The following is a 14,709-nucleotide window of genomic DNA, read 5'->3' on the forward strand; positions in this document are numbered from 1 at the left end:
AAGGGAGCTTTTTTTCTATTGGTTGTCCATGACATGGTGAATAGCCTTCGCTACGCCATGTTCTTCGTTGGTAGCTGTAACCCAGTTGGCTTCCTCTTTCACGTCTGACTGCGCATTGTCCATCGCTATTCCGAAGCCTGATTCTCGAATCATGGCAATGTCGTTTAAGCTGTCGCCAATTGCTGCCACGTTATCCATCGTTATACCAAGCCATTTGGTTACCTTTCGCAAGGCAGCAGCCTTGTTTATACCTATTGGATTAATTTCAATGTTTGTCAGACTGGAGTTTGTCACTTCAAAAGCTCCGTGCTGACGAATTTCTTCCATAACAGACTCCCGAACTTCATCGTCTTGAATTTCAAATCCGTATTTAATCCACTCATAGTCCTCTAAGTTTTTTTCAAAAGGGAATTGGCTGCTGAAGCGGCCCTGTACGGTAGAGGACCAATACGACACATTATAGCGTTGCGTAATGTCCCACAAATGGCGGACATCTGCATCACTTAAGGAGTTCCTTTCCACAAGGTTTAGGTCCTTGTCGTATATTTCTCCTCCGTTAATGGTGACGAGGTATTCCGAATCACCAAGCACTCGGATAATGTCCTCACATGTTGATAACGATCTCCCTGTGCTGACTACGACATGCAGCCCTGCTTCCTTAGCCTGGTGTATAGCTTGTTTATTTTCTTCAGAAATTTCGTGATGACGATTTAATAGCGTACCGTCCATGTCTATCGCAAATAATTGAATATCCTGCATAGCTCTTCCTCCTTATGTACTGATACCGATTCCAGTAGAACACTCTTATTTTAATACAAATTTTTATCGACGGGTAGGGTTGTCTATAAAGTGGGGCAAGATTGGGGAGAAGACCGTGCTTCTATTTTACAATTGTAGGAATCTCTCTTAAGCTATACATAAAGTTTGGACTAGTAGGGGGAGTATCATGCAAGGGAAAGCAACTTTCAAGGCAGCATCCATTCAGTTTAATCCAAAGCTTAATCGTCGAAATGCTAATATAAAAAGGTTAAAAGAGTACGTGACTGCGGCTGCTCAAGATGGTGCTAAGCTGATTGTTACACCAGAAATGGCCACTACAGGATATCATTACCTGGACCGTTCAGCTATAGCTCCTTATGTCGATACCATACCAGGATTAACAACAGCCCAATTTGAAGGAATTGCGAGGGAGTATCAAACACACATTGTCATTGGTATGGCAGAGGTCGATGCGGAGACCGGGCTTTATTACAATTCAGCTGCCCTGGTTGGCCCAGACGGCTATATTGGAAAGTACCGTAAAATCCATCAGTGGGTTGTCGAGAACTATTGGTCGTGCTGGGGAGATATAGGAAGTCCAGTTTTTGAAACGGAGATAGGTAATATTGCTATGATTATATGCCAGGATGCCACCTATTTAGAATCGGCCAGGCTTGCTGCAGTAAACGGTGCGGACATTCTTTGTTTTCCAACCAATTCTTCGGGTGCATCTATTTCTATGCTGCAGCACTGGGCGGAGATGAATGGATTGTATGTGGTGAGTGCCAATCGGACGAATCAAGAAGAGGCGTTTCAAATGGTAGGAGCTAGTGCCATTTGGTCTCCTTATGGGGAAAAGCTGGCGGAGGCCCCCTTTTGCTCTGATGCAAATGGAGATACGCCGGTTAGGATTGAAGGTGAAATACAGCCGTCCTGCTATGATAATGAAGCAAAGGCTAGAATGCTTGAAAGAAGAATGGATGCCTATAAGGAGCTGATGCTCTTCCTTGGACCGTGGGATTATGTGAAAAATACTGTATCACGTACCATTAAAGCTGCTGCCATCCAATACGAACCCCAAATTGGTAATAAGGAAGCTAATCTACACACCATACAACACCTTATAGAAGATGAGGTTCCAGAGGATGTGAACTTAATTGTATTACCAGAGCTATCTGTAATTGGTCCAGTACCGACAACTAAGAAACAGGATATCGACCCATACGCTGAGACAGATGATGGAGCTACCATACAGGAAATGAAGCGGCTAGCCAAAGCCAAAGAAGCTCATATTGTTTTTGGTTTTGCAGAGAAGGAAGCGCCTCATTATTATAATACTGCAATCTTAATTAGTCCGGCTGGAGAAGTGATTAGCAAGCATCGGAAGATTCATCTTAATGATGATGACGATAAATGGGCAAGTCCTGGGGACACTATAGCTGTCACTCCTGTAAATGGGTTTGGGAGGATCGGTGTCATGATCGGCTATGATGCTACATTTCCAGAGGTAGCTGCGGTACTTGCTGTGAAGCGAGCAGATATGATTTGTATCCCCGCCAGCTGGAGTGGAGAATATGGAGTAGAGCTATCTATGAACCAGCATATCTTTCCGAAACCGTATCCAAAAGGAACCGTTTCTACCTGGGATGCGGTGGCAAAGGGAGCACAAGCATACACAATAGTAGCTAACTTTGTTGGCAGCCCTCATCGCTTTAAAGGGAGAAGTGCTATTTACAATTTAGACCAAAATTACACCAACGACGAAACCGTAATTGCTTCATGTGATGCAGAAGAAGTACTCGTTAATACATTCCAAACGATGAAAACCGATTGGTGGTTAGATCAGGAGAAGCTAATATTAACAAGAAGGACCTCCTACTACACACCACTTGTCACCATGGTCCCTCCTTTCCTATGAGAGAGATAACTGATTCATTAGTATCATTTCTATGATTTACCATGTCTTAACAAGAAATTAATTTCCAATTCATAATCATTCGTTATTCTTCGAGTAACAATCCATTCTAGGAGGGGATTAATTGAAGATGGTTAAACGCAATGCTGGAAAGGGATTTTCTATAGTAATCGCATTCCTTATGATGTGGGCGGGGATAATGAGCCAGACCTCTGCTTCTGCCAGTGAAAAGGAAAAGCAGGAAGAAACCAAAATAAAAAATGTGATCTTCCTAATTGGAGACGGAATGGGACCTGCTTACACAACGGCATACCGGTATGTTAAGGATGACCCTGATACTCCAGAAATGGAACCGACCGCTTTTGATCCATACTTAGTGGGGATGCAGAAGGTTCATCCAAACGACCCTAAAGAAAATATTACGGATTCAGCAGCAGCAGGAACTGCTATGTCTTCCGGTGTTAAAACATATAACGGTGCGGTTGCGGTAGATAATGATAAATCAGAAGTCAAAACCGTGCTAGAGGAAGCAAAGGAACAAGGGATGGCAACTGGATTGGTAGCCACTTCTCAAATTAACCACGCCACTCCAGCTGCATTTGGTTCTCACAATGAAAGCCGTAATAACTATAATGAAATTGCTGATCATTATTTTGATTTAACAGTAGATGGAAAGCACTTAGTCGACGTTATGCTAGGTGGTGGTACTAAATACTTTGAACGGGATGATCGTAATCTTGTAAAGGAATTCAAGCAAGATGGATACAGCTATGTAACGAACAAGCAAGCTCTAAAGCAGGATGATAATGAACAAGTACTAGGGTTATTTGCAGAGGTAGGACTTCCTAAAATGAAGGACCGTACAAAGGATATTCCCTCCCTAGAGGATATGACGAAGAGTGCTATTGATCGGTTAGACAACAATAACGAAGGCTTTTTCCTGATGGTAGAAGGAAGTCAGATTGATTGGGCTGGGCATGCGAATGATGTAGTTGGTGCAATGAGCGAGATGGAAGACTTTGAGAATGCCTTCCAAGCAGCTATTGCTTATGCCAAGCAGGATAAGCATACCCTTGTTGTATCGACAGCAGACCATTCTACTGGCGGTTTGAGCATAGCGAAAGGTGGACCATACACCTTTAACCCTGAAGCGATTAGAGGGGTGAAGCGGACCCCTGAATTTATGGCAGAACAAATAGAGAATGGCAGCGACGTAAAGAAAGTCTTACAGAAATATGTAGAATACGATTTGAAAAAAGAAGAAATAGAGCAAGTGGAGGAAGCCAAAGTGGATCTCAAGGATAATAAGGATGCCGTCTCCACAGCTATCTCGAACGTGTTTAACGAACGTGCTAGGGCTGGCTGGACAACAGATGGTCATACAGGTGTAGATGTGCAAGTATATGCCTATGGACCAGGAAAGCATATGTTCACCGGCATGACAGATAATACCGATCAAGCTAAAAGCATATTTAAAATAATAAAGAATAAGGCTGCCGAGAAGGAAAAAGAAGATGATCAGGAGGAAGACGAGGAAGCTGAGAAGACAGGAATGATTCAAAGTATTAAAAACTCCTTCCTTAGTCTCGCTGATTCCGTGGGCGGGTTATTATCTTCAAACTAAAAGAAATAAAGCATCACTTCATACAGTTTTTGTATGGGGTGATTTTTTTTATTGGGAACGTTGATGGGACTTTGTCGTATAGATAGATACAATTTATTTTAGGAAGAGTAGTAGTCTGTGCTGTCAAAGTATAAACGAAAAATGATAGAATGATAGATGTGTGAAAACCATTATTTGTATGTAAGAGGAGGAAGGTCGGAATGGAGACCAATAAGACATCACCAAGAGGTTTCTCAGAGATTATTGATAGTACGTTTTCTATATTAAAAAAGAATTTTTCATCTTTATTTCTACTCGTGCTTGTTTCGCTAGGACCAATATACTTAATTCAAGCGCTGTTTATGCTAGCAAGCGGGATTAGCTTTTTTCGGGAAACAGGACAGGGTTCCTTTTTAGGAAGCATAACTGACCCCACAGCATCAGAGCCGCCAGCGACATTTCCGATGAATATGGAAAATAATATAGGACTGTTCGTTGCCTATATTCTCGTCATGCTGGTAGTTGGTGTTGTGCTTTATATCCTATCTCAATCGTCCATTATGGTCGCAACGGATAAAATAGAAAAAGAGGAAAACTGGACAGTTGGGGGAGCGATTAAGCAAGCAGCTAAGCGTTTTTGGCCACTGCTGGGAAGTATGCTGTTATTTATTGCTATACTCGTCGGTTCCTTTGCCATTTTAATTATTTCCTACGTCACGCTCGGTCTATCTGATATCGGTCTCGGCATTAAAATCTTCTTGTTTGCCCTAGTAACGATTGGCTTAATCGTTGGCTATGTATTTCTGTTCACGAAGATTAGTCTGTTCTTTGCATCGGTAACGTTTGAGAAAGTAGCACCTGGCATCAAGAAGAGCTGGAAGCTGACGAAGGGAAGGTTCTGGGCGACTTTTGGCTTTTACATCATCAGCTACATTCTCATTTCCATTATCAGCAGTGTAATTAATTTGATTATGCTATTTGCTCTTGGAGGAAGTGTTCTTGGTAACTTAGTATCCTATCTTGTTACGCTGGTGACTACCCTCATTTTCTTTATTGGATATACGCTACTGTATAAAGATTCCAAAGTACGAAATGAAGCAGATGATTTAAAGAGTATGATCTCGTCTTATCAGGACGAACCAGAAACACCATCTCCCTAATGTAAGGTGATTAAATGACAACTCAACCGAACAATGCAAGAGAAGAGTTAAAAGGAATCCTCCAGCAAGAGGAGTATCAGGTGTACTATGAAGAACAGAAAGGTATTATGTCTTTGCTAAGAAGCTTAGGGAAGTGGCTTCTGGAAAGGTTTCAGGAGCTCTTCCCAGGTATACGTATTACAGACGGTACTATTAATGTCACTATGATTGTAATAGGGATAATAGGAATAGCGTTATTTGCCGTACTCGTGTTCTTAATACAGCGGAATTTAACATCCCAGAAAACGCAAAGAAATAAAAAAGCGCCCCTTGAGCATGCCAATGAACTGGAATGGTCATACACAAAGCATCTTCAGGAGGCGGAAGCGAAGCAGCAAGGCGGGGAATACACTGTTGCAGCTCGTCATATCTTCCTAGCTCTATTATTGTATTTTGATGAACAGAAGTGGGTAGAGGCGCGAGCTTGGAAAACAAACTGGGACTATTATGATGAGTTGAAAAAGGTAGACCAGTCATGGGCTGAGCAATTTTATGAAATGGCGCTATTGTTTGATGAAATAACATACGGCACTAGAAAAGTCACCCAGGAAGAACTCTCGTCCTATGAGGAGCAGGCGATGGGATGGCTGAACCGAAGTGAGCAAAGCAGCTAGAATGGAGGGCTACGTAAATGAAAGCAACGAATAAACGCACGATTTGGGTATGGCTCTCCATTGCTGTGGTCCTGTTTCTTGGGTTAGGACTCATTGTTTCTGGAAGCCAGCCAAAGGAATATACGAACTACCTTTCTAAATCCCCTTCTCCGACTGGTATAAAGGCTTTCTATACATATATGAAGGAAGAGAAGCAGGATGTGAAGCGGTGGTACGGCACACCAGACAAATTGAAGGATGATACGGGAAATCAAACGTTATTCATGACTGGGCCGTATTTTCGCTTCGATCAGGAGGAAGGGAAGCAATACACGGAATGGATGGAGCAAGGGAACACCATAGTACTGTTAAAGCAGGATCCGGTTGGCTATTTTGATGTGAAAATAGAAGGCGGAGCGCCTGTGGAGAATCCCGTTGTGGAGGTTTCACAAGAGGGAAACTCCTATAAGGGCTATATTCCTCATGGCATACGATTACAGACAAAGGAGGAAGATACTCCGCTATGGACAGATGAACGAGGAACGATTGCACTGGAGCGACCTATTGGAGAAGGGAAGTTAATCGTTGCTGTGACCCCAGATTGGGTAACGAACGAATTAGTGCTGGAAGAAGAACACGTCGAGCTTCTTACTTATTTAGTCAATCAGGCTAATTCCGATACTATTTTGTTTGATGAGTATGTGCATGGACAGGATAACATGCCTGGCTACATATCTGTATTTCCAAAAGGACTACTAGTGTTTGTCTTGCAGCTTGGTCTATTGACGGTGCTATTTGTATGGATGAAAGGGAAACGATTTGGCTCCGTATATCTTCCACGTTCAGCACAGGTCCGGTATGGGGATGAGCGATTGCGTGCGTTAGCAGCCTGGTATATGCGTTCTGAACTGTACGCCGATTCGTTATCTATTCAGGAACAGTATGTCCGTCACGTGGTGCATGAGCGATATGGTGTACCAGTCCAATGGAGTTGGGAGGACATTGTAGAACGAATTAGTCCACGACTTCAGGAAGGACAGGTGGAGCAGTGGAAGAAATGGCAGAAGGAACTAGAGTATGTCAGACACGCTACAACGTGGTCCAAAAAAGACTATCTCTATTGGTCGAAGAAACTAGATGATATCCAAAAAGGGGTGCAAGAAGGATGAATGAACGTTTACAGGCATTACTACAAGAATACGAGCAAAGGATTGTGGGGCAAAGCAAAAACCTAAGGCTCCTGCTCTCCTCCATATTGGTTGGAGGTCATGTACTGTTGGAGGGAGTCCCGGGTACAGGGAAAACACAAATGGTACGTACCCTGGCAAGGCTTTTAGGTGGAGATTTTAACCGGATTCAGTTCACACCAGATTTGCTGCCAAGTGATATTACAGGAAGCATGGTGTACAACATGAAAGAGGGCAATTTTTATACCTTGAAGGGCCCTATCTTTACGAATGTCCTTCTTGCTGACGAAATTAATCGGACCCCAGCGAAAACACAGGCAGCGTTATTGGAGGCAATGGAGGAGAAGCAGCTAACGATACAAGGGGAGACGTATCAGCTCCCTAACCCATTCTTCGTTGTTGCTACGCAAAACCCTGTAGAATTTGAAGGAACGTATCCTCTTCCTGAGGCACAGCAGGATCGCTTTATGTTTAAATTGAATATCGAATTTCCTTCCTTAGAGGAGGAGACGAACGTTGTAAAACAGGTAATAGAAGCTGTTTCTCCAATTGCAGAGCCAGAGCCGTTCCTTGATATGGAGACGTTTCTAAGTATGAGTAAAGAAATTGAACAGGTCACGATTAATGACAGCCTATACGATTACATGATGCAAATCGTCCGGAAAACAAGAGACGCAGATGCTATCAGGCACGGTGCTAGTACACGAGCTGCTATCTCTATAGCCAAAGCAAGCCGGGCATGGGCTTATTTAGCTGGTCGCGATTACGTAACCCCAGATGATGTAAAAGTAGTCGCAGCTCCTGCCCTCCGCCACCGCATCATTTTGGCGCCTCATATGGAATTGGAGGGAGCGACTAATGAACAAATCATTCAAGACGTGGTGGGAGCGGTTGCTGTTCCGAGATAGAGGAATTCTCCCGACCCCAAGACTTCTACTAGTGCTCGGTTTGTTTTCAGTTGGGCTGATAGCTCTTTCCTTCAGCGGCCTATCCTGGCCATGGATAATAGTAGGTAATCTTATGCTGCTAGGAGTAAGCTTACTGGATCTTCGTTTTTCCCCAGGGAAAAACGAGCTCCAGCTCGAGCGGTCTGTACGACAGGATATGGAGCGGGATAGAGAGGAGGCAGTGGATATTCGTATTACTAATACCTCGCCTCATTCTATTACGTTCAAAATGGTAGATGATGTACCAGGCTCCTTTTATCGTTCTTCACCTGTCAAGGGACGTGTACAAGGGGAAACTGCCTCTCAAGCTAGCTATACGACCTATGCTCCCATTCGAGGCGATTATCGGTTTGATAAGGTGTATATGCGCTATCAATCTCGATTTGGATTATGGGAGAAGCAATACTCCCCTCCTATAGAAAATAACGTACGAGTGGTTCCGGATTTATCAGAAACGAGACAGTTTTTAGAAGACCCACAAGCGTTTTTGCTATATGAAGGTCCTAACGTTAAGAAGCAGCAAATAGGCTCTGGAGAGTTTGCGAAGATACGTAAATATGTGGTCGGAGATGACCTGCGCAAAATTAACTGGCGCCAGACAGCAAAGCTTCAGGAGCTAATGACAAATGAATACGAGCCGGAGCACGGCAAGTATATATCTATCTTTGTTGATTGCGGTCGAATGATGGGAGTGGAGCTTGAGGAGAGTAATCGGTTAGAGCGTTCCTTGGAAGCGGCACTGACGGTTGCGGCTGCTGCGCTTCATAATGGAGACCATGTGTCCTTTATCGCTTTTTCCAAAGAAGTGAAAGCTTACGTCCCACCTAATAAAGGTATGCAGCATCTGCAAAGGATTATAGATGAGATGTATAACCTTCAAGTAGACCCGTATGAATCCAATTACGGGAATGTATTACAATACTTGCAGGCTATTCAGAAAAAACGCAGCCTTCTATTATTGTTTAGTGATGTAAGTACATTTCTTTATGAGGAAGCACCATTGTTTTATTTACAGCGGGTAAGACGAAGGCATGTGTTTATGATGCTTGGAATTGAGGACCATATGACAGAAGCTTGGACGAAGGAAGCACCAACGAATCACAAACAAGCAATGATAAAGAGCATGGCACAAAAGCATACCATCGAGAAGAAGAAGGAATTAGCTAAGTGGGAAAAGCAAGGGCTTCAAATGATTGAAACCCCAGAAGAGAAGCTTGCAACAAGCGCGGTTAGTCATTATATAGATGTGATGAATAAAGGGTTGCTATAGCAAAAGAGCCCACCTCAGAGAACACTAGAGGTGGGCAAGACTTTTTTTATGCTTATACCTTTACTTTCTCCTTCTGAACGAGAATGGCTTTTCCAATTGCGATGTAAGCTATAAGCCCAACAACGGTTACGAATGCAAACGCATATTTTGCTTCAAGGGAAATAGGCGCTGGTGTAATATATCCTTCTATGAGACCCGCAATCACAAATAAAGGAATGGTACCAAGGAACAATTTGACGGAGCGGAGTGCCTGCGTCTTGAGCTGATAGCTGCGAGGGCTTTCGCCTGGAACGAGTAGGCGGTATCCCATCATCAAGCCAGCACCGCCTGCAATGAAGATAGCGGTCAGCTCAATCATACCGTGTGGGACGATGAACGCCCAAAAGTCGTATGCATTACCATACTGCCAAAAGAGAGCCGCAAGCGCCCCGATAATAATCCCGTTATAGACTAATAGATACACAGTGAAGATTCCAAATGTAATGCCGCTTGCAAAAGCGAGAATGGCCACCTGAATATTGTTAGTCATAATCGATGCTGACATAACGGGCGAATTGACAGAGCCTTCTGCTCCAATGCGCTCTGGGTCGATGGCGGTCGCAATCGATTCTGGTAAAATGGCATACAAATGCATAGGGTCCTGCAGGACGGATATGTAGGCTCCGGCTGCTCCAAGAATAAACAGGAGCATGGCTATGATAATGGATTTCCATTGCTCTGCCAGCAGCTGAATAAAGGAGGAGCCAAAAAATTGCCGGAGCTGCTTCAGACTAGAAACCTGATCCCGGTACAATAGGTTATGAGACTTTGCTACAAGGTCGTTTAAATAACCCGTTGTCTCTTTCTCCGGGTAATAGGTTTGGCTGTAAGAGAAATGCTGTGCTACTTTTTGGTAGAGTCTTTGAAAATGCTCCAGCTGATCCGCTGTAATGTTCTGTTTAGACTTATGAAGGGTTGTAATTAAAGTTTCGAGCTGGTTCCATTCTTCACGGTGATTTTGGACAAATTGCTTATATTGCATAGCTTCACCTACTTTACGCTGTTTAATTTTACCTAATGTTCATTATAGAGATAGTTTGGACAAAAGGAAACGGATGCTTTTTACAATTTTTAGAGAGGAACTGGATATAGTATGGAACAAGTGAACATCAAAACCCCTGAACACGTGTCGCTGCAATATAAACTAGCGGGGCTAGGCAGCAGGGCGACGGCTCAAATAGTCGATACTCTCTTAATTGCTATTCTTTACGCAGGAATGTCCCTGCTGGTTTCATGGACAGATAATGAAAATATGGCTCCCTTGTCTGAAACCCTAGCCATGGTTGTTATGGGAATTGTCATTGTGTTGGTCTTTCTCATTTACTGGGGCTATTTCTTCTTGTTTGAGCTATTTATGGGAGGCCAAACCCCGGGGAAAAAGCTGATGGGTGTTCGAGTAATTCATGATAACGGTCAGAGTGCTACAGCTCTTTCTCTACTTATACGTAATCTGCTCCGTATCGTCGATATGCTGCCTGCGTATTATTTCGTCGGCATGGTAATGATCTTCTTCCACAAACAGCATAAGCGCCTTGGTGACATCGTTGGCGGGACGCTGGTTGTGCATGAACGAAAGAAACAGAAGAAAAAGAAGAAGCTCACACCGTTAGAAAAAGAGATAGAGCAAAAGGGTATATCTACATCTGATTTGGCGGTGGATCATTGGACTTTGAAGCAGCTCACCTCGAAAGACTGGAATTTAATTCAAACCTACGCAGCGCGTTTACCTGAATTAAAAGGAGTCGAGCGCAAGGAGCTAACAAAGGAGGTAGCCTCCATCTTATTGCCAAAATTGGGAGTAGAGCCAGAGCAACAGGCGGAAGCAGCCCTAGAAAATCAACTATTGGCTTTATATCTTCATATGAAGGATGAATGGGATATTTCTATCTAAAGCTCTCCAATCAGGAGAGTTTTTTTCATGTTTAAACGAGACAAGCATAGGATGGTAGAAATGATTGGAAAGGGATTGCCTTCCTATGAATCTGTTTAAAGCGAAAATGGCTGCCTCTTTATACGCTACCATGTCTATTAGTTTTTGGGGGATATCGTTTGTGTCTACCAAAGCTGTACTGGACAAGCTGGACCCATATACACTGTTAACGCTCCGCTTTGGGATTGGAGCTTTATTTCTATGCTTTTTTTTACTGGTGAAGCGGTATCGTTTTCGACTCAATCCTGCCTACGTCCCTCACCTCATCGTCCTTGGTATATTAGGAGTGTTTGTGCACCAAATGCTTCAGGCTACGGCACTATTAACGATTGATGCTTCAGCTGCCGGCTGGCTCATCTCCTTTTCACCAGTATTTACAGTGCTGTTATCGATGGTGTTTCTGCATGAAAGAATGACCTTTTGGCGTGGATTTGGCATGATGATAGCCGTTTGCGGAGTGTTGCTCGTAACCACTGCGGGGAGGGGAGAAACGTTACAGCTCGGCATGAATATCGGATATGCTCTGATGATACTCAGCACGCTGAACTGGGCTGTTTATTCCGTGCTCTTAAAACGACTGTCTATTCCACTGCCAGCACTCGCAGTGACGTTTTATATGAGTGTAATAGGCTTTTTGCTTACTCTTCCCCTTTTTATAAAGCACAAAGGAATAAAGGATATGGCACTATTAACAGAAGCTGAATGGGCGCATCTAGTGTTTTTAGGAGTGTTCGTTTCTGGAATCGCCTATTGGTATTGGGGGAAAGCGTTAGAGGTGCTGGAAGCCTCCCAAGTATCTGTCTTCTTGTACATGGAGCCGATTGCTACTCTCATTGCTGCTATCCTCGTACTCCAGGAAAGAATTGTTCTCATAAGTGTACTAGGCGGTATCATAATTATAGTAGGGGTCGGATTTGTAAATGGGCAATTGTTTTCCTTCGCTCAAGACTTGGTCTTGCGAAGGAGGAAATGATGTAAGGAAGGGTGAAGGTGTTGGGAGACTTTTCACAGCGGGTTACAAAGGTGCTAGGCGGCCTGGCTGACATTAAGAGCGATGACTTAAAGGAAGCATTGCTTGCACTTGAGGCGACACCAGAGGATCTCAAGCCGCATCTAGAGACAGCACAAGGCAAACCATATTATCGAACATTACTATATCAGGATGAACAGGTAGAGCTATTAGTAATGAATTGGTCTCAATTGGAATGCGCTCCTCATGACCATGGAGAGTCGTATGGATGGGTACAGGTTGTGGATGGAGCGTCTCTTCATACAGTATATGAAGTAAAGGATAACAAGCTGCCTGAGGAGCTGTTTGAAGAAAGACAGGAGAAGGGGAACTTATTTTTTGCACCGAAGAAAGGAGTACACAAAATGAAGGATGCCGGCGGGACGGGACTCATGACGTTACACCTATACGCACCTCCCATCTCCGGCATGATAGTCTATGACCTGAATGTATGTGCAGCCTGTATTGTATCAGACGATTGCGGAGCTTGGTGGCCGGAGGAGACAAGGCAGAAGGTAAAGGAAATAAAGCTAGAGAGAAGCAAATGATGCGAATCGCCTTTCATAGGCGATTTTTTATTTTGCTTAATAATCTTAAGATACGAAAGACTTATTTTGGACTAATTTTCTGAAATTTATTGAAAATATTTGAAACTCCCATTAAAATGGTAAACGCACAAAATGAAAACGGTTACGAATGGAGGTAGGAACGTTGCAGACTCAAGTAGAAATCGATGAACAAACACAAGCACCAGAATCCTTTATAGGACGCATGAAACGAATTGGACCAGGGTTCGTAGCAGCGGCAACAGGCGTAGGTACAGGAGATCTAGTCGCAGCGTTAGTAGCAGGAACCGGATATGGACTCACCTTTATTTGGGCTATTATTGTAGGTGCTATCTTAAAGCATTTTCTAAATGAAGGAGTGGGACGCTGGAATCTTGGCTCTGGTAAAACAATTCTAGAAGGATGGCGGTCCCTTGGGAAATGGACAACTATTTATTTCGGGATTTATATCGTTATCTGGGGCTTTGTATATGGTGCCGCCGCAACCTCAGCATCAGCGATGGCTATGAATGCTATGGTTCCAGGACTACCTATTTGGGCGTGGGCTATGATTCACGGTGTGATTGGGTTTACACTCATTTGGTTTGGTCACTATGGCTTTTTCGAAAAAATGATGATGGTTCTGATTGGCGTAATGTTCATAACGGTCATTGGCTCTGCCCTCATCTTTCTCCCCTCATTAGGAGACATATTTACAGGGTTAGTGCCAACCATACCGGATGGCTCCTTAATGCTGGCGCTTGGGCTTGTCGGTGGTGTAGGAGGGACCATTACCATGGCATCCTACGGCTATTGGCTGAAGGAAAAAGGGTGGAAAGGCGGCTCGTGGATTAAAACGATGCGGTTGGATTCCAAGGTAGCCTATTTTGTTACCACTCTCTTCACACTAGCTCTTCTCATTGTCGGTAGCCAGTTCTTATTCGGCACCGGCATATCGATTAATGGGGACAAAGGGCTCGTTACGTTAGCAGACAAGATGGGCAATGAATTTACCCCTGTCCTGCGCTGGCTCTTTTTAATTGGATTTTGGTCTGCAGCCTTTTCCTCCTTACTTGGAGTATGGAACGGGATTCCATATCTATTCGCAGACTTCGTTCGACACTTTTACAAATCAGAGGAGAAACGGAACAAGCCAGTTACAGATGATGATCCAGCTTATCGTGTGTACCTATGCTGGCTTACCTTCCCGCCTATGCTGCTCTTGCTATTCGGGAAGCCGGTAGAGCTGATTATTTTATACGGAGCACTGGGAGCCTTATTTATGCCGTTCCTATCTGGTACCTTACTATGGCTGTTGAACTCTACCCGTATTGAGAGTACCTATCGGAGTAACTGGTTATCCAATACCATCCTCACGCTATGTATTCTCTTATTCGGATTTCTAGCAGTCCATTCTTTAATACAAACGTTTTAAGCTCTCCTAGTATTTATGGGCGAATATTTATATTTATAGGCGAATTTTTAAAAATATGGGCGGATTTTTTAGATTATGGGCGAATATCGAAAAATATGAGCGAATTTCGAAATTTATGGGCGGACGCCTCCAAAAAGCTCCCAATCCTTCAATAAAATGTACCCTATAGAGTAGACACTTAAAAAAAGTCTCTCTATAGGGTACTTTTATGTATACTTAGAATTAACTAAATATATGGGGGATGGTCTTGTTGAGTAAAAGAATGTTTACAGGCCAAG

Annotated in this window: 13 protein-coding genes; 11 read left to right on the plus strand and 2 right to left on the minus strand. The window is 43.5% G+C overall.

Going from position 1 to position 14,709, the window contains the following annotated elements; genetic code table 11:
* Positions 1–15 precede the first annotated feature (15 nt).
* A complete protein-coding gene (locus ACFFGV_RS20790; RefSeq protein WP_377351892.1) occupies positions 16–759 on the minus strand; it encodes a Cof-type HAD-IIB family hydrolase in 744 nt (247 codons plus the stop codon).
* Positions 760–946: 187 nt separating this feature from the next.
* Here ACFFGV_RS20790 and ACFFGV_RS20795 point away from each other — a divergent pair, with 187 nt between their 5' ends.
* From ACFFGV_RS20795 to ACFFGV_RS20825, 7 genes are all read left to right on the plus strand, one after another.
* Complete coding sequence (locus ACFFGV_RS20795; protein WP_377351893.1) at positions 947–2,677, plus strand: nitrilase-related carbon-nitrogen hydrolase; 1,731 nt, start codon at positions 947–949, stop codon at positions 2,675–2,677.
* A gap of 127 nt (positions 2,678–2,804) precedes the next feature.
* Positions 2,805–4,298, plus strand: coding sequence for an alkaline phosphatase (locus ACFFGV_RS20800; protein ID WP_377351906.1), 1,494 nt, complete (start codon positions 2,805–2,807; stop codon positions 4,296–4,298).
* A gap of 200 nt (positions 4,299–4,498) precedes the next feature.
* Complete coding sequence (locus tag ACFFGV_RS20805) at positions 4,499–5,437, plus strand: hypothetical protein (RefSeq protein WP_377351894.1); 939 nt, start codon at positions 4,499–4,501, stop codon at positions 5,435–5,437.
* Positions 5,438–5,451: 14 nt separating this feature from the next.
* On the plus strand, positions 5,452–6,090 hold the full coding sequence (locus ACFFGV_RS20810) for a DUF4129 domain-containing protein (RefSeq protein ID WP_377351895.1): 639 nt from the start codon (positions 5,452–5,454) through the stop codon (positions 6,088–6,090).
* Between the two features lie 17 nt (positions 6,091–6,107).
* The gene (locus ACFFGV_RS20815) at positions 6,108–7,238 is read left to right on the plus strand and encodes a DUF4350 domain-containing protein (protein WP_377351896.1); all 1,131 of its coding nucleotides are present in this window, start codon (positions 6,108–6,110) and stop codon (positions 7,236–7,238) included.
* Positions 7,235–8,164 (plus strand): AAA family ATPase, encoded by a 930-nt coding sequence (locus ACFFGV_RS20820; protein WP_377351897.1) that lies wholly within the window; start codon positions 7,235–7,237, stop codon positions 8,162–8,164. Before ACFFGV_RS20815 ends, ACFFGV_RS20820 begins: the two co-directional genes overlap by 4 nt.
* Positions 8,115–9,473, plus strand: coding sequence for a DUF58 domain-containing protein (locus tag ACFFGV_RS20825; protein ID WP_377351898.1), 1,359 nt, complete (start codon positions 8,115–8,117; stop codon positions 9,471–9,473). Before ACFFGV_RS20820 ends, ACFFGV_RS20825 begins: the two co-directional genes overlap by 50 nt.
* A 52-nt stretch (positions 9,474–9,525) precedes the next feature.
* Here ACFFGV_RS20825 and ACFFGV_RS20830 read toward each other — a convergent pair whose 3' ends face one another.
* Positions 9,526–10,494, minus strand: coding sequence for a stage II sporulation protein M (locus ACFFGV_RS20830; protein WP_377351899.1), 969 nt, complete (start codon positions 10,492–10,494; stop codon positions 9,526–9,528).
* 111 nt (positions 10,495–10,605) lie between these two features.
* Here ACFFGV_RS20830 and ACFFGV_RS20835 point away from each other — a divergent pair, with 111 nt between their 5' ends.
* The 4 genes from ACFFGV_RS20835 (at position 10,606) to ACFFGV_RS20850 (ending at position 14,431) form a co-directional block, all read left to right on the plus strand.
* Positions 10,606–11,403, plus strand: a complete 798-nt coding sequence (locus ACFFGV_RS20835) for an RDD family protein (RefSeq protein WP_377351900.1) — start codon at positions 10,606–10,608, stop codon at positions 11,401–11,403.
* 85 nt (positions 11,404–11,488) lie between these two features.
* Complete coding sequence (locus tag ACFFGV_RS20840; RefSeq protein WP_377351901.1) at positions 11,489–12,415, plus strand: DMT family transporter; 927 nt, start codon at positions 11,489–11,491, stop codon at positions 12,413–12,415.
* 17 nt (positions 12,416–12,432) lie between these two features.
* On the plus strand, positions 12,433–12,999 hold the full coding sequence (locus tag ACFFGV_RS20845; RefSeq protein WP_377351902.1) for a cysteine dioxygenase: 567 nt from the start codon (positions 12,433–12,435) through the stop codon (positions 12,997–12,999).
* Between the two features lie 163 nt (positions 13,000–13,162).
* Entirely contained in the window at positions 13,163–14,431 is a 1,269-nt protein-coding gene (locus tag ACFFGV_RS20850) for an Nramp family divalent metal transporter (protein WP_377351903.1), read from the plus strand.
* Positions 14,432–14,709: the final 278 nt, after the last annotated feature.

It is taken from the genome of Pontibacillus salicampi (assembly GCF_042434395.1).
Lineage (GTDB): Bacteria > Bacillota > Bacilli > Bacillales > BH030062 > Pontibacillus > Pontibacillus salicampi.